The organism is Ruegeria sp. YTSC002, assembly GCF_059609845.1.
The window spans coordinates 633,886-654,134 of the sequence record NZ_JBXWML010000001.1; the positions used below are offsets into that span (position 1 = coordinate 633,886).

At 58.9% G+C, this 20,249-nt stretch carries 23 protein-coding genes; 20 read left to right on the top strand and 3 right to left on the bottom strand.

The annotated features are described in order from the left end of the window. Positions 1-37 precede the first annotated feature (37 nt). The 14 genes from AC2FFD_RS03160 to AC2FFD_RS03225 all read left to right on the top strand — a co-directional run bounded on the left by AC2FFD_RS03160 (position 38) and on the right by AC2FFD_RS03225 (position 14,469). Entirely contained in the window at positions 38-442 is a 405-nt protein-coding gene (locus AC2FFD_RS03160) for a DUF5333 domain-containing protein (RefSeq protein WP_496871895.1), read from the top strand. Positions 443-447: 5 nt separating this feature from the next. Continuing rightward, the gene (nuoG, locus tag AC2FFD_RS03165) at positions 448-2,469 is read left to right on the top strand and encodes an NADH-quinone oxidoreductase subunit NuoG (protein WP_496871896.1); all 2,022 of its coding nucleotides are present in this window, start codon (positions 448-450) and stop codon (positions 2,467-2,469) included. A gap of 207 nt (positions 2,470-2,676) precedes the next feature. Beyond that, on the top strand, positions 2,677-3,714 hold the full coding sequence (gene nuoH / locus AC2FFD_RS03170; RefSeq protein ID WP_496871898.1) for an NADH-quinone oxidoreductase subunit NuoH: 1,038 nt from the start codon (positions 2,677-2,679) through the stop codon (positions 3,712-3,714). Between the two features lies 1 nt (position 3,715). Then, positions 3,716-4,210: an NADH-quinone oxidoreductase subunit NuoI gene (gene nuoI, locus AC2FFD_RS03175; protein ID WP_496871900.1), complete on the top strand. Its 495-nt coding sequence runs from the start codon at positions 3,716-3,718 to the stop codon at positions 4,208-4,210. Next, positions 4,207-4,617: a carboxymuconolactone decarboxylase family protein gene (locus AC2FFD_RS03180; protein WP_496719202.1), complete on the top strand. Its 411-nt coding sequence runs from the start codon at positions 4,207-4,209 to the stop codon at positions 4,615-4,617. The genes nuoI and AC2FFD_RS03180 overlap by 4 nt, the downstream gene beginning before the upstream one ends. After that, positions 4,614-5,216 (top strand): NADH-quinone oxidoreductase subunit J, encoded by a 603-nt coding sequence (locus AC2FFD_RS03185; protein ID WP_496871903.1) that lies wholly within the window; start codon positions 4,614-4,616, stop codon positions 5,214-5,216. The genes AC2FFD_RS03180 and AC2FFD_RS03185 overlap by 4 nt, the downstream gene beginning before the upstream one ends. Next, positions 5,216-5,749, top strand: a complete 534-nt coding sequence (locus AC2FFD_RS03190; protein ID WP_496871904.1) for a hypothetical protein — start codon at positions 5,216-5,218, stop codon at positions 5,747-5,749. Before AC2FFD_RS03185 ends, AC2FFD_RS03190 begins: the two co-directional genes overlap by 1 nt. Continuing rightward, on the top strand, positions 5,746-6,051 hold the full coding sequence (gene nuoK, locus AC2FFD_RS03195) for an NADH-quinone oxidoreductase subunit NuoK (RefSeq protein ID WP_005984024.1): 306 nt from the start codon (positions 5,746-5,748) through the stop codon (positions 6,049-6,051). Before AC2FFD_RS03190 ends, nuoK begins: the two co-directional genes overlap by 4 nt. 6 nt (positions 6,052-6,057) lie before the next feature. Beyond that, entirely contained in the window at positions 6,058-8,208 is a 2,151-nt protein-coding gene (gene nuoL / locus AC2FFD_RS03200; RefSeq protein ID WP_496871906.1) for an NADH-quinone oxidoreductase subunit L, read from the top strand. Then, the gene (locus AC2FFD_RS03205; protein WP_170343791.1) at positions 8,208-9,752 is read left to right on the top strand and encodes an NADH-quinone oxidoreductase subunit M; all 1,545 of its coding nucleotides are present in this window, start codon (positions 8,208-8,210) and stop codon (positions 9,750-9,752) included. The genes nuoL and AC2FFD_RS03205 overlap by 1 nt, the downstream gene beginning before the upstream one ends. A 15-nt stretch (positions 9,753-9,767) precedes the next feature. Further along, a complete protein-coding gene (gene nuoN, locus AC2FFD_RS03210; protein WP_117868412.1) occupies positions 9,768-11,210 on the top strand; it encodes an NADH-quinone oxidoreductase subunit NuoN in 1,443 nt (480 codons plus the stop codon). A gap of 54 nt (positions 11,211-11,264) precedes the next feature. Continuing rightward, the gene (locus AC2FFD_RS03215) at positions 11,265-12,014 is read left to right on the top strand and encodes a biotin--[acetyl-CoA-carboxylase] ligase (RefSeq protein WP_171167330.1); all 750 of its coding nucleotides are present in this window, start codon (positions 11,265-11,267) and stop codon (positions 12,012-12,014) included. An 11-nt stretch (positions 12,015-12,025) separates the two neighbouring features. After that, entirely contained in the window at positions 12,026-12,805 is a 780-nt protein-coding gene (locus AC2FFD_RS03220; RefSeq protein WP_117868414.1) for a type III pantothenate kinase, read from the top strand. Next, positions 12,802-14,469: a ribonuclease J gene (locus AC2FFD_RS03225; RefSeq protein ID WP_496871909.1), complete on the top strand. Its 1,668-nt coding sequence runs from the start codon at positions 12,802-12,804 to the stop codon at positions 14,467-14,469. The genes AC2FFD_RS03220 and AC2FFD_RS03225 overlap by 4 nt, the downstream gene beginning before the upstream one ends. A 10-nt stretch (positions 14,470-14,479) precedes the next feature. Here AC2FFD_RS03225 and AC2FFD_RS03230 read toward each other — a convergent pair whose 3' ends face one another. Continuing rightward, a complete protein-coding gene (locus AC2FFD_RS03230) occupies positions 14,480-15,181 on the bottom strand; it encodes an NUDIX hydrolase (protein ID WP_496871910.1) in 702 nt (233 codons plus the stop codon). Between the two features lie 25 nt (positions 15,182-15,206). Further along, positions 15,207-15,605, bottom strand: a complete 399-nt coding sequence (locus tag AC2FFD_RS03235) for a DUF983 domain-containing protein (protein WP_257599027.1) — start codon at positions 15,603-15,605, stop codon at positions 15,207-15,209. Positions 15,606-15,823: 218 nt separating this feature from the next. On the opposite strand from AC2FFD_RS03235, the gene AC2FFD_RS03240 reads away from it, so the two are divergent. The 4 genes from AC2FFD_RS03240 to AC2FFD_RS03255 are packed head-to-tail and all read left to right on the top strand — an operon-like array spanning position 15,824 to position 17,731. Beyond that, positions 15,824-16,294: an EF-hand domain-containing protein gene (locus tag AC2FFD_RS03240; protein WP_170343797.1), complete on the top strand. Its 471-nt coding sequence runs from the start codon at positions 15,824-15,826 to the stop codon at positions 16,292-16,294. Between the two features lie 6 nt (positions 16,295-16,300). Beyond that, complete coding sequence (locus tag AC2FFD_RS03245) at positions 16,301-16,918, top strand: RNA polymerase sigma factor (RefSeq protein ID WP_425078551.1); 618 nt, start codon at positions 16,301-16,303, stop codon at positions 16,916-16,918. Beyond that, positions 16,908-17,261 (top strand): hypothetical protein, encoded by a 354-nt coding sequence (locus AC2FFD_RS03250; protein ID WP_170343799.1) that lies wholly within the window; start codon positions 16,908-16,910, stop codon positions 17,259-17,261. Before AC2FFD_RS03245 ends, AC2FFD_RS03250 begins: the two co-directional genes overlap by 11 nt. Next, positions 17,258-17,731, top strand: coding sequence for a periplasmic heavy metal sensor (locus AC2FFD_RS03255; RefSeq protein WP_170343800.1), 474 nt, complete (start codon positions 17,258-17,260; stop codon positions 17,729-17,731). Before AC2FFD_RS03250 ends, AC2FFD_RS03255 begins: the two co-directional genes overlap by 4 nt. Before the next feature lie 5 nt (positions 17,732-17,736). Here AC2FFD_RS03255 and AC2FFD_RS03260 read toward each other — a convergent pair whose 3' ends face one another. Beyond that, positions 17,737-19,137, bottom strand: a complete 1,401-nt coding sequence (locus AC2FFD_RS03260) for a diguanylate cyclase (RefSeq protein WP_496871915.1) — start codon at positions 19,135-19,137, stop codon at positions 17,737-17,739. Between the two features lie 88 nt (positions 19,138-19,225). On the opposite strand from AC2FFD_RS03260, the gene AC2FFD_RS03265 reads away from it, so the two are divergent. Both AC2FFD_RS03265 and AC2FFD_RS03270 read left to right on the top strand, forming a co-directional pair. Further along, the gene (locus tag AC2FFD_RS03265; protein WP_170343802.1) at positions 19,226-19,510 is read left to right on the top strand and encodes a DUF3572 domain-containing protein; all 285 of its coding nucleotides are present in this window, start codon (positions 19,226-19,228) and stop codon (positions 19,508-19,510) included. A 25-nt stretch (positions 19,511-19,535) separates the two neighbouring features. Continuing rightward, positions 19,536-20,228 (top strand): HAD family hydrolase, encoded by a 693-nt coding sequence (locus AC2FFD_RS03270; protein ID WP_496871918.1) that lies wholly within the window; start codon positions 19,536-19,538, stop codon positions 20,226-20,228. Positions 20,229-20,249: the final 21 nt, after the last annotated feature.

Sequence of the window (20,249 nt, forward strand, 5' to 3'; positions counted from 1 at the left end):
AGTTCGTTTTGGAACTTCCAAAACGAAAGGAAAACCCATGTCTTTTGCAAAGACACTCACCCTGGCCGCCTTGATCACGTTTCCCGCCGTCGCAGAAGCAAAGCCGCCCTTGAGGGATGTCAAAGAGATCGACGATGAACTCTATTACATCGCCATCGCAAATGAAATTTCGGAATATTGCCCCTCGATCAGCGGGCGGCGATTGAAAGCGATCAGTGTGATGTGGGGGCTGCGCTCCAAAGCGAACAAACTGGGGTATTCGGACAGTGAAATCCGCTCATATGTCGACTCGGATACCGAGAAAGACCGGATGCGCGCCAAGGGCGAGGCGTATCTGGCTGCGAATGGCGTGACCTATGACAACCCCAACACATTCTGCACTCTGGGGCAGAAAGAAATCCAAAGAAACAGCGCCATTGGCGTTTATTTGAGGGCGAATTGAGAGCCATGTCTGACCTCCGCAAGATCAATATCGACGGACAGGAAATCGAAGTCGATGGCGCGATGACCCTGATCCAGGCTTGTGAACAAGCCGGGGTCGAAGTGCCGCGCTTTTGTTATCACGAGCGTCTGTCGATTGCTGGCAATTGCCGGATGTGCCTGGTCGAGGTCGTCGGCGGACCGCCGAAACCCGCGGCGTCGTGCGCGATGCAGGTGCGTGATCTGCGTCCGGGGCCTGAAGGGCAACCCCCGGAGGTCAAGACGAACTCTCCCATGGTCAAAAAGGCCCGCGAAGGCGTGATGGAGTTCCTGCTGATCAACCACCCTCTGGATTGCCCGATCTGCGATCAGGGTGGTGAATGCGACCTTCAGGATCAGGCGATGGCGTATGGCATGTCCGGATCCCGTTTCAAGGAAGCAAAGCGGGCAGTCGATGACCTGGATCTTGGCCCGCTTGTGGGCACGGCGATGACCCGCTGCATCAGCTGCACACGCTGCGTGCGCTTCACCACCGAAGTTGCCGGGATAACTCAGATGGGTCAGACCGGTCGCGGTGAGGATGCCGAGATCACCTCGTATCTCAACCAGACGCTGGATTCGAACTTGCAGGGCAACATCATCGATCTGTGCCCGGTCGGGGCGCTGACCTCCAAGCCGTATGCCTTCACCGCGCGTCCGTGGGAGTTGACCAAAACCGAAAGCATCGATGTGATGGATGCGTTGGGATCGAACATACGCGTCGATACCAAAGGCCGTGAAGTTATGCGGTTCCTGCCGCGCAATCATGACGGCGTGAACGAGGAATGGATCAGCGACAAGACCCGTTTCGTCTGGGATGGCCTGCGCCGTCAGCGTTTGGACAAGCCCTATGTCCGTGAAAACGGCAGGCTGCGCCCGGCCTCATGGCCTGAGGCGCTGACCAGGGCCGCAGAGGCGCTGAAAGGCGCCGAGAAACCTGCCGGTATCGTGGGCGATCTGGTGCCGGTCGAGGCAGCGTTTGCGCTGAAACAGATGATCGAAGGGCAGGGCGGTGTCGTCGAATGCCGCACCGATGGTGCCAAGCTTCCGGCGGGCAACCGAGGCGCTTACGCCGGAACCGCCGCGATTGAGGACATCGATACTGCGGAACGGATCCTGCTGATCGGAACCAACCCACGTGACGAAGCGCCTGTCCTGAACGCGCGCATTCGCAAGGCGTGGGCGCATGGGGCCGAAGTCGCTTTGGTCGGTCCTGCGGTGGATCTGACATATGAGTACCACCATGTTGGCGATGATCGAACAGCCCTGCAAAAGGTCATCGACATGGGCGGCGACGATGAGATCAGGAACAAACGTTCGTTGGTCATCATCGGGCAGGGCGCTTTGCAGGAAGCGGACGGCGCCGCCGTGCTGGCTGCTGCGCAAGCCATCGCGGCCAATACAGAAAGCGGTCTGATCGTTTTGCACACCGCGGCATCGCGCGTAGGTGCGATGGATGTGGACGCCACGAACGAAGGCGGAATGGACGCGATCAGCGCAGCGGATGTGATCTATAACCTAGGCGCGGACGAGGTCGAGATCGGCGAAGGCGCCTTTGTGATCTATCAGGGCAGCCATGGTGATCGTGGCGCGCACCGCGCCGATGTGATCCTGCCAGGCGCGGCCTATACCGAAGAAAACGGCCTGTTCGTAAATACCGAAGGCCGACCGCAACTGGCGATGCGGGCCGGGTTTGCTCCGGGTGAGGCGAAAGAAAACTGGGCTATCCTGCGCGCCTTGTCCGCCGAATTGAACGCAACACTACCGTATGACACGCTGGCACAATTGCGCACGGCGTTGATCGAGGCGGTTCCGCATCTGGCCCGCATCGACGAAGTGATCGAGAACGACGTGAAAGCTCTCGATGCCGGTACTTTGGGCAACGCAACTTTCCGCTATGCGATCAAGGACTTCTACCTGACCAACCCGATCGCACGGGCTTCACAGCTTATGGCCGAGTTGTCGGCACTGGCACAGGCCCGCAAATCCGAGAAGATCGCGGCGGAATGACCCAGACGTTTTTCATATCGCAGATCGGCGCATCCGGTGCCGGGCGGCAGTTGGCCGCGCCTTGTTTGCGTGTGAAACCGAATATTAAGGGTGGCGCAATGGCGGCAGATGCTGTTTACACCAACGCGCCGACCCAGCCGCAGTTTGCGCAGGCTTCTGGCCTTTGCATCGCGCGCGGAAAACGGAATACCCACGGTGTGAGGACCAATGGCTGAATTCTTTAACACCCCAGGCGGAATAGCCATCATCATTCTGGCGCAAGTGCTTGCCGTTGTTGCCTTTGTGATGATTTCACTGTTGTTCCTTGTTTACGGAGACCGCAAGATCTGGGCCGCTGTCCAGATGCGCCGCGGCCCCAACGTGGTTGGCGTCTACGGCCTGCTGCAATCGGTGGCGGATGCCCTGAAATATGTGGTGAAAGAGGTCGTCATCCCCGCGGGCGCCGACCGGACGGTCTTTATCCTCGCGCCGCTGACATCCTTCGTTCTGGCGATGATCGCCTGGGCGGTGATCCCGTTCAACGATGGCTGGGTTCTGTCGGATATCAACGTTGCGATCCTCTATGTATTCGCGGTGTCCTCTCTTGAGGTTTATGGCGTGATCATGGGCGGTTGGGCGTCGAACTCAAAGTACCCGTTCCTGGGCTCGCTGCGCTCGGCCGCGCAGATGATCTCCTACGAGGTTTCGATCGGCCTGATCATCATCGGCGTGATCATCTCGACCGGGTCGATGAATTTCGGTGACATCGTGCGCGCTCAGGATGGGTCGTTCGGGTTCTTCAGCTGGTATTGGCTGCCGCATTTCCCGATGGTGTTCCTGTTCTTCATCTCGGCCCTGGCCGAAACCAACCGACCCCCGTTTGACCTGCCCGAGGCGGAATCGGAACTGGTCGCCGGTTACCAAGTCGAATACTCGGCCACGCCTTTCCTGCTGTTCATGGCAGGCGAATACATCGCCATCTTCCTGATGTGCGCGCTGACCTCGCTGCTGTTCTTCGGCGGCTGGCTGTCGCCGATCCCGGGCCTGCCCGATGGCGTGCTTTGGATGGTTGCCAAGATGGCGTTCTTCTTCTTCATCTTCGCAATGGTCAAGGCGATCACGCCCCGCTACCGCTATGACCAGCTGATGCGGCTGGGCTGGAAGGTCTTCCTGCCGTTCTCGCTGGCTTGGGTGGTTTTCGTGGCCTTTGCGGCGAAATTCCACTGGTTCTGGGGCGCGTTTGCGCGTTGGAGCGTAGGAGGCTGATATGACCCAAATCGACTATACCCGCGCTGCCAAATATTTCCTTCTGCAAGACTTCTGGGTCGGCATGAAGCTGGGGCTGAAGTACTTCTTCGCCCCCAAGGCCACCGTGAACTATCCGCACGAAAAGGGCCCGCTGTCCCCACGTTTCCGCGGTGAACACGCCCTGCGTCGCTATCCCAACGGCGAAGAACGCTGCATCGCCTGCAAACTGTGTGAGGCGATCTGCCCGGCGCAAGCCATCACCATCGACGCCGAACCGCGCGACGATGGCAGCCGCCGCACGACACGCTATGACATCGACATGACCAAATGCATCTATTGCGGTTTCTGCCAGGAGGCCTGCCCGGTCGATGCCATTGTCGAAGGCCCGAATTTCGAATTCGCCACGGAAACCCGGGAAGAGCTATTCTACGACAAGGAAAAACTGCTGGATAACGGTGAACGCTGGGAAGCCGAGATTGCCCGCAATCTGGAAATGGACGCGCCTTACAGATGACTGACAGCCCGACAAATCCGTTCGAGCTGATGATGAAGCAGGCTCAGGACATGGCCAAGGCGATGAATCCGGCGATGGAGAATTTCTCGCCCAAGGGTTTCGAGGCGCTGTGGCCGACCATGCCGAAAGAGGTCATGGAGATGATGTTCGGCAACACCGTCAACACCGACGGGCTGGATGCCAAAACCCGCCTGCTGCTGACGCTGGCCGGGCTGACCTGTCAGGGCGCTCAGGCGGACTCGGCCGTACGCCAGACTGTGCGCCATGCACTGGAGGCGGGTGCCAAGAAACAAGAGATCGTGGAAACGATCGGTCAGATGTCGGTCTTTGCCGGCATCCCGGCCATGACCCGCGCGCTGGATCTGGCGCAAGAGGTCATGGGCGACAACGAGGATGAGGATCAATGACTGTCTTTGCCTTCTATCTGTTTGCCATCAGCGCCATCACCGGCGGGCTGTTCACGGTGATCAGCCGCCAGCCGGTGCACTCGGTGCTGTGGCTGATCCTGTCCTTCCTGTCTTCGGCGGGGTTGTTCGTGCTGCTGGGGGCCGAGTTCGTGGCGATGCTGCTGATCATCGTCTATGTGGGCGCGGTCGCGGTTCTGTTCCTGTTTGTGGTGATGATGCTGGACGTGGACTTTGCCGAGCTGAAGGCCGAAATGGCGCGCTATATGCCGCTGGCCCTGCTGATCGGTCTGGTGATCCTGATGCAGTTCGTCATGGCCTTCGGGGCATGGGAGAGCGCGCAGGGTGCGGCGTCCAATCTGGCCCAACCGGTCCCGGCGGACCGTCACAACACCGAGGCGCTTGGCGTCATTCTTTATGATCAATACTTCCTTCTGTTCCAACTGGCGGGCCTGATCCTGCTGGTGGCCATGATCGGCGCGATTGTTTTGACACTGCGCCACCGCAAGGACATCAAGCGTCAGGACATCATCGGCCAGATGATGCGCGACCCGGCCAAGGCGATGGAGTTGAAGGACGTGAAACCGGGGCAGGGATTGTGATGGGTTCGCCTTTCAAATTCTTTTCGGCTGCGCTGTTAGTAGGTTTTGTGTCTTCAAGCGCTTCCGCCTGTATCGTGGTACCCCCGCGATGGTGGGAGAATGAGAAGGTCAAAACCGCCGAAGACTGTTCGTTCACTGGCGGCGGGCGAAACGACTATCTTATCGGTGATGCAGCTAATGATCTTGGTCGTGGGAGGGTTTACCAAATCCTACATGATTTCACTTCGGAAACTGCGGTTGTCACTGACTGCAAGGCGGTCGAGCAGGTTCAAGTATATGCGTCCGGAAAAGACGCACTGACGTCGTCATGTGACTCTGAAATTAAAGTTGTTGATCACCTGAAGCCCAATGGACCAATTGACTTGAGCTATGGGCAGAGCATTGAAGGCCTGTCTACCGAGGTCAAGAGATTGGGGTATCGCGTCAATCAAAGTGTCGCGTTCGACGACACAGGTGCACGGCCCCGCGACTACCCGGACTTCTTTTGCGGTTGCAAACTCTACTACCCCGACTCGCCAGGAGCGAAGCTATGATCGGACTTGAACACTATCTTACGGTCGCGGCGACGCTGTTCGTCATCGGCATCTTCGGTCTCTTCCTGAACCGCAAGAACGTCATCATCCTGCTGATGAGCATCGAACTGATGCTGCTGGCGGTGAATATCAACCTCGTGGCGTTTTCCAGCTTCCTCGGCGATCTGGTCGGGCAGGTGTTTACGCTGTTCGTGCTGACCGTGGCGGCGGCCGAGGCGGCGATTGGTCTGGCCATTCTGGTCTGCTTCTTCCGCAACCGCGGCACCATCGCGGTTGAAGACGTCAATATGATGAAGGGGTAAGGGATCATGGAAACCACAATCCTCTTTGCCCCGCTCGTGGGCGCGCTGATCTGCGGCTTTGGCTGGAAGTTCATCGGTGAGAAAGCGGCCATGTGGACGGCGACGGGCCTGCTGTTCCTGGCCTGTTTGCTGTCGTGGCTCGTGTTCTTCACCTTCGACGGGCACACACAACAGATCGAGATCATGCGCTGGATCGAAAGCGGATCGCTCTCGACCTCGTGGGCCATTCGTCTGGACCGGCTGACCGCCATCATGCTGATCGTGGTCACCACGGTTTCGGCGCTCGTGCATCTCTACAGCTTCGGCTACATGGATCACGACCCGCAATGGCGCGAAGGCGAAAGCTATAAGCCGCGCTTCTTTGCCTATCTGTCCTTCTTTACCTTCGCCATGCTGATGCTGGTGACGGCGGACAACCTGGTGCAGATGTTCTTTGGCTGGGAGGGCGTGGGTGTCGCATCCTACCTGCTGATCGGCTTCTACTATCGCAAGCCTTCGGCAAATGCGGCGGCGATGAAGGCCTTCATCGTGAACCGTGTGGGTGACTTTGGCTTTGCGCTGGGCATCTTTGCGCTGTTCTTCCTGACCGACAGCATCAACTTTTCGGACATTTTCGCATCGGCGCCTGCGTTGGCAGAAGAAAGGCTGCATTTCCTGTGGGGCGAATGGACCGCCGTCGAAGTCATCTGTGTTCTGCTGTTCATCGGCGCGATGGGTAAATCGGCGCAGCTGATCCTGCACACCTGGTTGCCCGACGCGATGGAAGGCCCGACGCCCGTGTCGGCCCTGATCCACGCCGCGACCATGGTGACGGCGGGCGTGTTCCTCGTCTGCCGCATGTCTCCGCTGATGGAATTCGCGCCGGGCGCGACCGGGTTCATCACCTTCCTTGGGGCTTCGACAGCGTTCTTTGCGGCAACCGTGGGTCTGGTACAGACCGATATCAAGCGCGTCATTGCGTATTCGACCTGTTCCCAGCTGGGATACATGTTCGTTGCCGCCGGTGTCGGCATGTACTCGGCGGCCATGTTCCACCTGTTCACGCACGCTTTCTTCAAGGCGCTGTTGTTCCTTGGCGCAGGGTCGGTGATCCACGCCATGCATCACGAGCAGGAGATGACGGAGTACGGCGGTCTGCGCAAAAAGATACCTTACACCTTCTGGGCGATGATGATCGGTACGCTGGCCATCACGGGTGTCGGCATTCCGCTTACCACGATCGGTTTTGCCGGGTTCCTGTCGAAAGACGCGATTATCGAAAGCGCCTATGCGGGCGGCACTGGCTATGCCTTCTGGATGCTGGTGATCGCGGCGATGTTCACCTCGTTCTACAGCTGGCGTCTGATCTTCCTGACCTTCTACGGCAAACCGCGTGGGGACAAGCACACCCACGACCACGCACATGAAAGCCCGATGACCATGCTGGTGCCTTTGGGCGTGTTGTCACTGGGTGCGGTGTTTGCCGGGATGATCTGGTACGGCAATTTCTTCGGCCATGCGGACAAGGTCGGCAAGTTCTACGGTATTCCGGTGGCAGAAGCGTCAGAACATGCTGAGGCCGGTGATCAAGCTGCGGCGGATGCTTCACACGATGAAGACAGCCATGCCGATGAAAGTCACGCAACTGACAGCCATGCCGATGAAGGTCATGGTGATAAGGATGCCAAGGGTGGCGACCATCATTATGTGTTCGCGGGCAAGCCGGGTGAGGGTGCTCTCTATATGGCACCAGACAACCATGTTCTGGACGACGCGCACGCCGCGCCGAAATGGGTCAAGTTTTCGCCGTTCGCTGCCATGTTGCTTGGCTTTGTGGTCGCGTACTGGTTCTACATCGTGAATACGTCGCTACCGGCACGTCTGGCCGCCAACCAGCGTCCTCTGTACCTGTTCCTGCTGAACAAATGGTACTTTGACGAGATTTACGATGCGATCTTCGTCAAACCCACCGTCGCGCTTGGCCGCTTCCTGTGGAAACGCGGTGACGGCAATACAATCGATGGCTTCCTGAACGGAGTAGCAATGGGCGTTGTTCCCTTCTTCACCCGCCTCGCCGGCAAGGCGCAGACCGGGTACATCTTTACCTATGCCTTCTGGATGGTGCTGGGCATCGCGGCCCTTGTGACCTGGATGTCGATCGGCGGAGGGGCCCACTAATGGACTATATCCTTTCGATCGTCACGTTTATCCCCGCCTTCGCCGCAGGCATTCTGGCCTTGTTCCTACAGGGTGACGATGCAGCGGCACAGCGGAACGCCAAGTGGACTGCTCTGCTGGCCACCACTGTGACCTTCCTGGTTTCCATCGGCATCTATACAGGCTTTGACCCGTCGAACCCCGGCTTCCAGATGGTGGAAGAGGGTGAGTGGCTGATGGGCCTCAAGTACAAGATGGGTGTTGATGGCATCAGTGTTCTGTTCGTCCTGCTGACCACCTTCATCATGCCGCTGACCATCCTGGCCAGCTGGAATGTCACGGATCGCGTCAAGGAATATATGGTTGCCTTCCTGCTGCTGGAAACGCTGATGCTGGGCGTCTTCATGGCGCTTGATCTGGTGCTGTTCTACCTGTTCTTCGAAGCGGGCCTGATCCCGATGTTCCTGATCATCGGGATCTGGGGTGGCAAGGATCGGATCTACGCCAGCTTCAAGTTCTTCCTCTACACCTTCCTTGGCTCGGTCCTGATGCTGGTGGCCATGGTTGCAATGTATGCCGATGCAGGCACCACGGACATTGCCGCGCTGATGACGCACCAGTTCTCGTCCGAGGGCTTCAGCGTGCTGGGTATCTATGTTGTCGGCGGCATGCAGACCCTGATGTTCCTGGCCTTCTTTGCCTCTTTCGCGGTGAAAATGCCGATGTGGCCGGTGCATACCTGGTTGCCGGACGCCCACGTTCAGGCGCCCACGGCGGGCTCGGTCGTACTGGCGGCGATCCTTTTGAAAATGGGCGGCTATGGCTTCCTGCGGTTCAGCCTGCCGATGTTCCCGGTGGGTTCGGCCGTGATGACCGATCTGGTGCTGTGGATGTCTGCCATCGCGGTTGTCTATACCTCGCTGGTGGCGCTAGTGCAGGAGGATATGAAAAAGCTGATCGCGTATTCCTCGGTCGCGCATATGGGCTTTGTGACCATGGGCATCTTTGCTGCGAACCAGCAGGGCATTGACGGAGCGATCTTCCAGATGCTCAGCCACGGGTTCATCTCGGCCGCGCTCTTCCTCTGTGTCGGCGTGATCTATGACCGGATGCACACCCGCGATATCGAGGCTTATGGCGGTCTGGTGATCCGGATGCCTGCATACGCGCTGGTCTTCATGTTGTTTACCATGGCCAATGTCGGCCTGCCGGGTACATCCGGGTTCATCGGCGAATTCCTGACCCTGATGGGCGCGTTCCAGGTCAACACCTGGGTAACGGCGGTGGCCGCGACCGGTGTGATCTTCTCGGCGGCTTATGCGCTGTGGCTCTACCGCCGGGTCGTGTTTGGCGATCTGATCAAGGAGAGCCTCAAGGCGATGACCGACATGAGCACGCGCGAGCGGTTGATTTTCGCCCCGCTGATCGTGATGACCATCCTGCTGGGTGTCTACCCGTCGCTGGTTACCGATGTGATCGGGCAATCCACAGCGGCGCTGATTTCGAACTATGACACGGCTCTGGCCGCGGCTGAGGCTGCGACCCAGACAGCCGCTTCGCATTAAGGGAGCTTTGGAGACATGATCCAGGCTGATCTGACAATTATCCTGCCGGAAATCGTTCTGGCGCTTTATGCGATGGCGGCGCTGCTGGGGGCTGTCTATACGACAAAGGACGGGCTGGCGCCTCTGCTGGTCTGGACCACGGCAGGTCTTATGGCCCTTCTGGCAATCTGGATTGCAACTCAGGGTGAGGGTACAAACGTCGCCTTCAACGGCATGTTCGTCGATGACGGCTTTGCCCGCTTTGCCAAGGTTGCCATCCTGCTGTCGGCGGGTGCCGTTCTGGTCATGAGCCAGGAATACATGGCGCGCCGTGATCTGCTGCGATTTGAATACCCGTTGCTGGTGGCACTGGCCGCCGTGGGTATGATGATGATGGTCAGCGCGGGGGATCTGATGTCCCTGTATATGGGCCTCGAGCTGCAATCGCTGTCTCTCTATGTCGTGGCGGCACTGCGTCGTGACAGTGCAAAATCGACCGAGGCAGGTCTGAAGTATTTCGTGCTGGGTGCGCTGAGCTCGGGTCTGCTGCTTTATGGTGCGTCGCTGGTCTATGGCTTCACCGGTACCACGTTGTTCTCGGGCATCATCCAGACAGTTCACCACGGCGATGTTTCGCTGGGTCTGCTGTTTGGCCTGATCTTCCTGATCTCGGGTCTGGCCTTCAAGGTCTCGGCTGTTCCGTTTCATATGTGGACACCGGACGTTTACGAAGGTTCGCCTACGCCGATCACGGCCTTCTTTGCCACGGCGCCCAAGGTTGCGGCGATGGCGTTGTTCGCGCGCCTGTTGCATGACGCGTTCGGCGGCATTGTCAAAGACTGGCAGCAAGTGATTGTCCTGCTATCTGTCCTGTCGATGTTGCTGGGGGCCGTGGCCGCGATCGGGCAGCGCGATATCAAGCGTCTGATGGCGTTTTCGTCCATCGCCCATATGGGCTATGCGCTGATTGGCCTGGCCGCCGGCACCGAGCTGGGTATCAAGGCGATGCTGATGTATCTGGCCATCTACGTGACCATGAATATCGGCACCTTCGCCTTCATTCTGATGATGGAACGTGACGGTAAACCCATCACCGACATTGACGCTCTGCGCCAGTATTCAAAGCGTGATCCGGGCAAGGCGCTGGCGGTGCTGATCCTGATGTTCAGCCTTGCGGGCGTACCTCCGATGCTTGGTTTCTTTGCGAAATTCGGCGTCTGGCAGGCCGGTGTCAGTGCTGGTTTGACCGGGCTTGTGATCGTCTCGGCCATCGCTTCGGTCATCGGGGCCTTCTATTACCTGCGGATCGTGTTCTACATGTATTTTGGGGCCGAGAACGAAGAGCCGATCGAAACCCGGTCGACCCCTGTTCTGTGGGTGGCATTGATGGGGTCTGCGGCCCTGATGCTGATCGGTATCTTCTATCAGTTCGGCGTCGAGGGCGCGGCAGCAGCCGCGGCGGCCACGCTTGTCAACTGATCGTATTGCACAACCGGAAAGAGGGGCTCGGTCGCGCGACCGGGCCTTTTTGATATGACAAAATGGCCCCAAGGCTATGGCCTGCACGAGGTGCAGGAAGTCGACAGTACGCTGAACGAAGCGGCGCGGATTGCTCCGAATGCGCGTGGTCCCGTCTGGATCATGGCGCATCATCAGACGGCCGCGCGTGGGCGGCGCGGACGAAGCTGGGCCAACCCGATGGGCAACCTGGCGGCGACCTTGCTGATGCGTCCTCAGGGCGCGCCGGAACAGGCGGCCTTGCGCAGTTTCGTGGCGGCGCTGGCACTTTTTGACGCGTGTGTCGCCGTTACCGGGCGGGCTGCCGGACTGTCGCTGAAATGGCCCAATGACGTGCTGCTGAACGGTGGCAAGCTTGCCGGTATCCTTTTGGAAAGCACGGGGCAGGGGCGTGGTGTCGCGCATCTGTCCATCGGCATCGGAGTAAATCTGGCCAATGCCCCGGATGCCGACGCGGTAGAGCCCGGCGCGCTCCGCCCCGTTTCACTTTTGTCGGAAACCGGTGCGCATGTCTCGCCCGAGGACTTTTTGACTGAACTGGCCGCGGCCTACGCCAACTACGAAACCCAATTCGTTACCTATGGGTTCGAACCGATCCGCACCGCCTGGCTGTCCCGCGCGGCCCGGTTGGGCGAGGTCATCACCGCGCGGACCGGAACGTCAGAAACGGTTGGGACCTTCGAAACGGTGGACGCAAGCGGTAACCTTGTCTTAAACACCGCCAAGGGCCGCGTGAGCATTCCTGCGGCGGATGTCTTTTTCTGAGAGGGGCGCAGATGCTTCTGGCCATCGATTGCGGCAATACCAATACCGTTTTCTCGATCTGGGACGGTGAGGAATTCCTGTGCACCCTGCGCACCTCGACCCACCATGCGCGCACGGCAGACGCGTATTTCACATGGTATTCGACGCTGGTGAAGCATTACGGGATCGAAGCGGACATCACCGACGTGATCATCGCCTCGACCGTGCCGCGTGTGGTGTTCAACCTGCGCATCTTCGCCGATCGTTTTTTTGGCTGCCGACCATTGGTCGTGGGTAAACCCGATTGCCTGTTGCCTGTCCCGCCGCGTGTGGATGAAGGCACGGTGCCCGGTCCGGATCGACTGGCCAATGCGGTTGGCGCTTTTGATCGTCATGGCGGCAATGTGGTTGTCGTGGATTTCGGCACTGCAACGAATTTCGACGTCGTCGCTGCCGATGGTGCCTATGTGGGTGGCATAATCGCCCCGGGCGTAAACCTGAGCCTTGAGGCCCTGCACCAGGGCGCGGCAGCACTGCCGCATATCGATATCACCCGACCGGACAAGGTGATCGGAACGAATACGGTTGGTTGTATCCAGTCGGGCGTGTATTGGGGATATTCCGGTCTGATCGAGGGGCTGATCGCCCGGATCAAGGACGAATACGGAATGCCGATGAAAGTCGTTGGCACCGGAGGGCTGGCCCCCTTGTTCGATCAGGCCGACGTGGGGTTCGACGCAATCGAAGATGATCTGACGATGCACGGGCTGACCGTGATCCATCGCTACAACAAGGATAATGGCTCCATATGAGCAGTGAAAGATTGATCTACCTGCCGCTGGGTGGCGCGGGCGAAATTGGCATGAACGCCTATGTCTATGGCTATGGTGAACCGGGGAAGGAACGCCTGATCCTTGTGGATCTGGGGGTGACGTTTCCCGATATGGATACAACGCCGGGCGTTGACCTTATCTATGCCGATGTCTCATGGCTGAAAGAGCGTGCCGACCGGCTGGACGGTGTTTTCATCACGCACGCCCATGAAGACCATGTCGGCGCCGTGGCCCATTGTTACGAAGCCTTGGGTGCGCCGGTCTATGCGCGTGCCTTCACGGCCAATATCGCGCGCCGCAAGATGGAAGAACACGCGCACCCGACCGAGGCGGTGACGACCGTTTCCGCCTGGCCTGAACAGGTGTCCGTCGGGCCGTTCACCGTTGGCTTCCTTCCGGTTTCGCACTCGATTCCCGAAAGTGCCGCATTGGTCATCGATACACCCGCGGGGCGTGTCGTGCATTCGGGCGACTTCAAGCTCGATGCGGCCCCAGTCGTGGGCGAGGCTTTTGATCCTGACCTGTGGGCCGAGGTCGCCAAGCCCGGCGTCAAGGCGCTGGTCTGTGACAGTACGAATGTGTTTTCGACCCATCCGGGACGTTCAGAATCCGAAGTTGGCCCCGAGATCGTCAAGCTGGTCGAAGGCGCGGAAGGCATGGTCGTGGCAACCACCTTTGCCTCAAACGTCGCGCGGGTCAAAACGCTGGCCGAAGCGGGTGCACAGGCCGGGCGTTCCGTCGTTCTGCTGGGTCGCGCGATGCGCAGGATGATCGAAGCCGCGACCGAAACCGGTATTCTTGCGGATTTCCCAAAGGTGATCAGCGCCGAGGAAGCTCTGGACCTTCCGCGTCAGAACCTGATGCTGATCGTGACCGGCAGCCAGGGGGAACGCCGTGCTGCCAGCGCCCAACTGGCCCGTGGCAAATACCGCGGTCTGGAACTGGCCGAGGGCGATCTGTTCCTGTTTTCCTCGAAAACCATTCCCGGTAACGAGCGGGGCGTGATCTTCATCATGAACCAGCTCAGCGAAAAGGGTGTGGATGTCGTCGATGACAGTTCGGGCCTCTATCATGTCTCAGGCCATGCGAACCGGCCGGACCTTGAGAAAGTGCACGCACTGACCGACCCGCAAATTGTTATCCCGATGCATGGTGAGCACCGCCATCTGCGCGAACACGTCAAACTGGCTGAGCAAGGCGGCAGAACCGGAGTGCTGGCGGTGAACGGCACCATGCTGGATCTCAGCGGCAATGCGCCTGTGGTCGTCGACTATGTCGAAACCGGTCGCACATATCTGGACGGCACCGTGAAGATCGGCGCCCTTGACGGCGTTGTGCGGGATCGTATCCGCATGGCTTTGAACGGCCATGTTACGGTGACGGTGGTTCTGGACGAAGAAGACGAACCGCTGGGCGAGCCGTGGTGCGACACCATGGGGTTGCCCGAAACCGGCACGTCCCGTGCGGCGTTGGTCGAAGTGCTGGAAGAGGATCTGAACCAGTTCCTGATGCGGGCCGCTGCCAAGACCCTGCGCGATGACGACAAGCTGGAAGAAGAAATGCGGCGCATCGTGCGGCAGACAGCCAAAGCCGAAATTGGCAAAAAGCCCGAAGTGACGGTGGTGGTCAGCCGGATGCGGTGAAACCGATCCCTCAGTCGTGGGTTGGCATCGGATAGCCCCTGAGACGCAGGAACAGGTTGGCTTCTTCGTTGTTTTTGTAGAATGGAACCGACGATGGCGGCTCGGGGGACGTAACCCGGGCCGCTATTTCCGCCAGAACGACCTCGGTGATAAACGGCAGATCCAGATCCCGTGCCCGATCCAATGGCACCCATTGCAGGTGCGACAGTTCATCCGAGGCGTGACTGAAATCATCCACGTCACCTTGCAGGGCTTCGGCGTCGACCAGAAAGAACCGCGCATCGAACCGGCGGGGACGGCCCGGTGGAGTTACCGCGCGAAAGACGAACTGAAGCGCAGCCGCAGTTGGCAGGTATCCCAACGCGGCAAAGCTCTGCCAATCGTAAGGAACATGACCGGGCCATGTGCCCGGCTGGCCAAGAACAAGACCGGTTTCTTCCCAAAGTTCACGTATGGCGGCAGCGGCGAGGGCGCGTTGAATCCCCGGCTCGGCCTGTTCGCCCAAACGTTCAAAGCACAAATCCGGCAAGTCCGTTGCCAATGGAACATCCGCGTCAGCCGGATCAACCGCGCCACCGGGAAAGACGAACTTGTTCGGCATGAACGCCGCCTTGGACCCGCGTTGCCCCATAAGGATCGAGGGGTTTGTCCATCTGTCCCGCAGCACGATAACCGTCGCTGCGTCCCGGATGGCGGTTTTGTCGGGTGTCATGTCCAAACTGATCAACTGGTTCGGTTCACGCGGATTTTTCAAAGCCATGCATGCGACGCGCCCATTGATACGCCACCACGGCACCTTTCAGGCGCGGCAACAGGAACAGGGACAGGGCAACGCAGGCGATGGAGAAGCCAATGGCCATCGTCCACGGATCGGGCCGCCAATGCACGTACGACACGTGCAGCGCCGGCGCCAGCAGATGGCCGACCAGCAGGATTGTCAGGTAGGCAGGCCCGTCATCAGCGCGATGATGAAACAGTTCCTGCCCGCAGTTCGAGCAGGAGTCATTGACCTTGAGATAGCTGTGCAACAGTTTGCCTTCCCCGCAGTTGGGGCATTTGCAGCGAAAACCCTTGACCAGGGCGGGCCATGTCTCACGCTCATCTTCAGAGGTCGTCTCGATCGTCTGATCCGTCATAATGTAACTCGCGCATTAATCTTTTGCGGATAATGGGGCTGATCGTAAAATTTTAAAAGGGGGGTGCGTCGCTTTGCAACGTCTGCCCGACACGTCGAATTGGGGCGATTCCGAAACTTTCAAAATAATATCGACTTCAGCGACGGAATTCCTGGCGCAGCCCGTTTGAATGGGTATGAGCGGCGGCACTCGGGCCGCGTCAACAAAAGGAAACGGAAATGAAAAACGTTACATTCATCTCGGCCATTGTCATGTCGGCGGTTGCGATTACCGGTACTTCTGTTCTGGCCGCTGGTCCGGGTGGCCGCGAGCCGGTGTCCTTTCAGGAACTGGACGCCAATGGCGATGGTCAGGTGACGCAACAGGAGATGGAGGCGCACCGCACCGCGCGTTTCACCGAGGCAGACACAAATGGGGATGGACAGCTGAGCCAGGAAGAAATGCAGGCCGCTGCCCAAAAGAAAGCAAGCGATCGGGTTGCCAGGATGTTCGAAAACAACGACGCGAACAAAGATGGCTTCCTCAGCCAGGATGAGTTGCCGAAACCGCGCCGGGCTGCCAAGATGTTTGATCGGATGGATGCGGACAACAGTGGCGGAATCTCGGAACAGGAATTTGCCGATGCCAAGGACCGGATGGGACGGCACCAAAAGAAAAAGCATCACAAGTCGAACGCAAGCGATAACTGATGCAGGATGGAGGACCTGACCTCCCACCCACAAGACGCTCGCGGTGCGGATTGCGCCGCGAGCACTCTCAGCGACGATGCGTTGCTGAGGCAATTCGCCGACGGCGAGGCGGGGGCTGCGCGGATCCTGACCGATCGTTTGGGGCCACGCTGTTATTCGGTTGCATTGCGCATGTTGGGTAATCGGGCCGAGGCGGAAGACGTGACGCAGGATGCGATGATGCGGTTGTGGCAGATGGCGCCGAATTGGGTGTCGGGTCAGGCCAAGGTTTCGACCTGGCTGTATCGGGTGACGTTGAACCTGTGTGTGGACATCAGGCGCAAGAAGACACCCGACAGGTTGTCGGACGTTCCCGAACCTGAAGACGGCAAGGCCAGCGTGGTTGACCGTATGCAGGATGAGGCGCGCAAGGATGCCTTGCAGTCGGCTCTGGCCGAGCTGCCCGAGCGGCAGCGACAAGCGGTCGTGCTGCGCCATATTGAAGAGCTGCCCAACCCCGAAATTGCCGGGATCATGGGCATTTCGGTAGAAGCAGTTGAAAGCCTGACCGCAAGAGGCAAGCGCAGCCTGACCGCGATTTTGGCCGGACGACGTGAAGAACTGGGGTATGAAAATGGCGGATGAAGACCTGCAACTGGATCATTTGTTTGCACGGGCACAGCGGCAGCGACCGGCACTGCCGGACGATCTTGCCGTGCGAATCCAGATGGATGCTGAAACTGTTCGCCTCGGTCGCCTTGCGCCTGCGCCGCGCCCGATGCCTTCGATATGGAACAGGTTGATAAGCAGTGTAGGGGGATGGCAGGGCCTTGGCGGGCTTGTCGCCGCAAGTGCTGCGGGTGTCTGGATCGGGTTTTCCGCACCAGCCTTTCTGCCGGACCCGGCCAACCTGTTGGCGTCGGAGGAGACATCCTTCCTCGTGGCCGACCTTGGATTTGACTCGAGTTTTCTGGAGAGCACGGAATGAACGCTGATCCCAAGCCCAAACGCAGGTGGGTTCCTGTCGTCCTGGTCCTGTCACTGGCGCTGAACCTGCTGGTTGTCGGTGTCGCTGTTGGAACGGTATTGCGCCTCAAAGGTGGGGATCATGCCAAATCACCGCCCGGCTTCGGCCCCGCGTTGTACCGGGCCCTGCCCAAGGATGATCGAAAGGCGATGCGGGGCGAGTTGACGGGCCTGCACAAAAAAGGGTCCAAGGGTCGCGCTCAGGATTTTGAAGCGCTCAGTCAGGCTTTGCGCGCAACGCCCTTCGACCCGGTCGCCGTTCAGGTTCTGTTGCAACAACAAGCACAGGCCACCGCCGATTTACAGCAGGCTTTGCAAACGCAATGGCTGGCACGTGTGACCGCCATGAGTGATGATGAACGGCAGGCCTATGCAGACCGGTTGCAGGAGGTCGTCAAACGCGGGCCGCATGGGCACAAGAAAAGAGACTGAGCAGATCAGGCGGCACTTTGCCTGATACTCACCTGATTGCGCCCTGCTTTCTTCGCAGCATAAAGCGCTTTATCCGCGGACTTGATCAGGTTTTCCACGCTTTCGGCCGCACAGTCTTGCCGGGTAAAACCGGCCTGAGACAGTTTCAACCCGATACTGACCGTCACATCAACCTGTGCCCCATGGTCCGGTAACAGGAACGGGGACTGACAAATGCTGTCACAAACGGTTTCGGCCAGGTTCAACGCCTGTTTGGGCGACACATCCGGCACCCCGATCATGAACTCTTCACCGCCGATGCGAGCGACAAAGCCACGGGACCCCAAGGCATTTTGCATTCGTTCCGCCGCTTGCGTCAAAACGTAATCGCCGCTTGCATGGCCATGGCCATCATTGATTGCCTTGAAGTGATCCAGATCGGCCAGCATGATGGCAAAACTGCGCCCCGTTCTGGCGGATTGGCGCGCGATCTGATCCAGCGCGCGCATGGCGTAGCGGCGATTGTGCAGCCCGGTCAACGGGTCGATCCAAGATTCCGCGATGCCCCTTTTGAGAGAGACCCGCATCTGATCCAGCCGCGTCTTGCGGGCAATCTGGTTTTCAAGCCGCAGCAGGATCTCCTGCGCGCAGAACCCGCCGAGACAGACGGCATCGGCCCCTCGGTCCAGAGCTTCCGAAGCCTGTCCGGCGTCTTCGTCTTTCAGCACCCCGATCAAAACTGTGTGCCGGGTCACGCCGCGTGATCTCAGGTCGGCAAGGATATTCAGGCCGGCCGGGTTCGACCCCAGCTCAACCACGATCGCATCAGGAACAGACCCGGACAATACACCACGCAGGTTTGACTGAAGATGCCAGTTCAGATCAAATTGACGTTGATCATTCAGGGCCTTTTGCCAAAGGGCACCGGTTCGGGCCGTGTGGGTCAGAATGTCAACCCGCGCCGCTTTGGAGGGTCTGATGATCGTCGGGGCCGGCTCTGCGAAGCCGATCGGTTGCGATCCGTTGCTGACCTGCAAATCCTGAGTGACCGCACGGGCACGCAAAAGGCTGCGAATGCGCGCCAACAATAAGGTGTCTTTGAACGGGTGCGTCAACACATCATCCAGCCCGTCCTTCAACGCCCGCAGCCGAGCGTCCCGGTCATTTTGCGCGGCAATCGCCACGACCGGAACGTCGTCAAGGCCGGGTTCCTTCACGATCGCCTTCTTCACATCCGCAGCGGTTCCATCCGGCAACGTCTGGGCCGTCAGAACCAGATCCGGTTGCGTACGCCGCACCAGTGCGGGCAAACCTTCAAGCTTTTCACCCTGCACCACGTGATACCAGGCCGCCGTCAGCTGTACCTTCAGCATGATGCGATTGGTCGATACCCCGTCGAGGACAAGGATGGTTCCCTGCACAGACATAGTTGTTCACCGTTGATTGCATGCGTGAACAAAGTGTTTATGACTCTGGTTAACAAACCCTTTCCAAGACCGAATCTGTCCCAAGTTTATGCCGATATCCTCTGATTCCGCCGAAACTCTTGCACTGACGGCCCTGGCCTGGCTGGTCGGCAATGACGAGCTTTTGCCTGTTTTTCTGGGCTCCACGGGGGCATCGATCGAGGATGTGCGCGATCGGGCAGGCGATCCCGAGTTTCTGGCGTCGGTTCTTGATTTTCTGGTGCTTGACGATTCGTGGGTCATGGCGTTTTGTGACGCCAATTCACTCGCCTATGATCTTCCCGCTCAGGCAAGGGCGGTATTGTCCGGCGGCGCTGAGGTACACTGGACATAACCCTATTTTTCCGCAGGAGCACCGGATGCCGATAGATGCGATCATCTTTGACAAAGATGGCACGCTGTTTGACTTTGCAAATACGTGGGGAGGGTTCGGACGCTCCATGCTGTTGCGCCTGTCCAACGGGGACGAAGATCGCGCGACCGAGCTTGGCCGTGTCATCGGATATGATTTCGAGCAAGGGAAGTATACCGAAGACAGCATTGTAATCGCCGCCACGGTCGAGGAAATCGCAGAGGTTCTGATTGCCCATGTCGATGGCGTGATCTTGCAGGAGATCATCGATTTGATGAACTCCGAGGCCGCCTCGGCCCCGCAGGTGCCCGCGGTGCCATTGGTTCCTTTCCTGGAAGGTCTGCAAAATGCCGGAATAAAGCTGGGCGTTGCGACGAATGACAGTGAGCATCCCGCTTTGCAGCATCTCGAATCTGTCGGGATAAGGGGGCATTTCGATTTCGTCGCCGGGTATGACAGCGGTCACGGGTTCAAGCCGGGACCGGGCCAGTTGCTGGCCTTTGCCGCCCATATCGGGGTCGAGCCATCTCGTATCGCGATGGTGGGTGACAGCCTTCATGATTTGCAGGCCGGGCGCGCTGCTGGGATGACCACGATCGGTGTTTTGACCGGTTTGGCCGAGGCCGATGCATTGGCTCCGATGGCGGATGTGATTTTGCCGGATATCGGACATATTCCCGAATGGTTGACCAAAAGTTGATTGTCAAACCCGGGTTTCGAC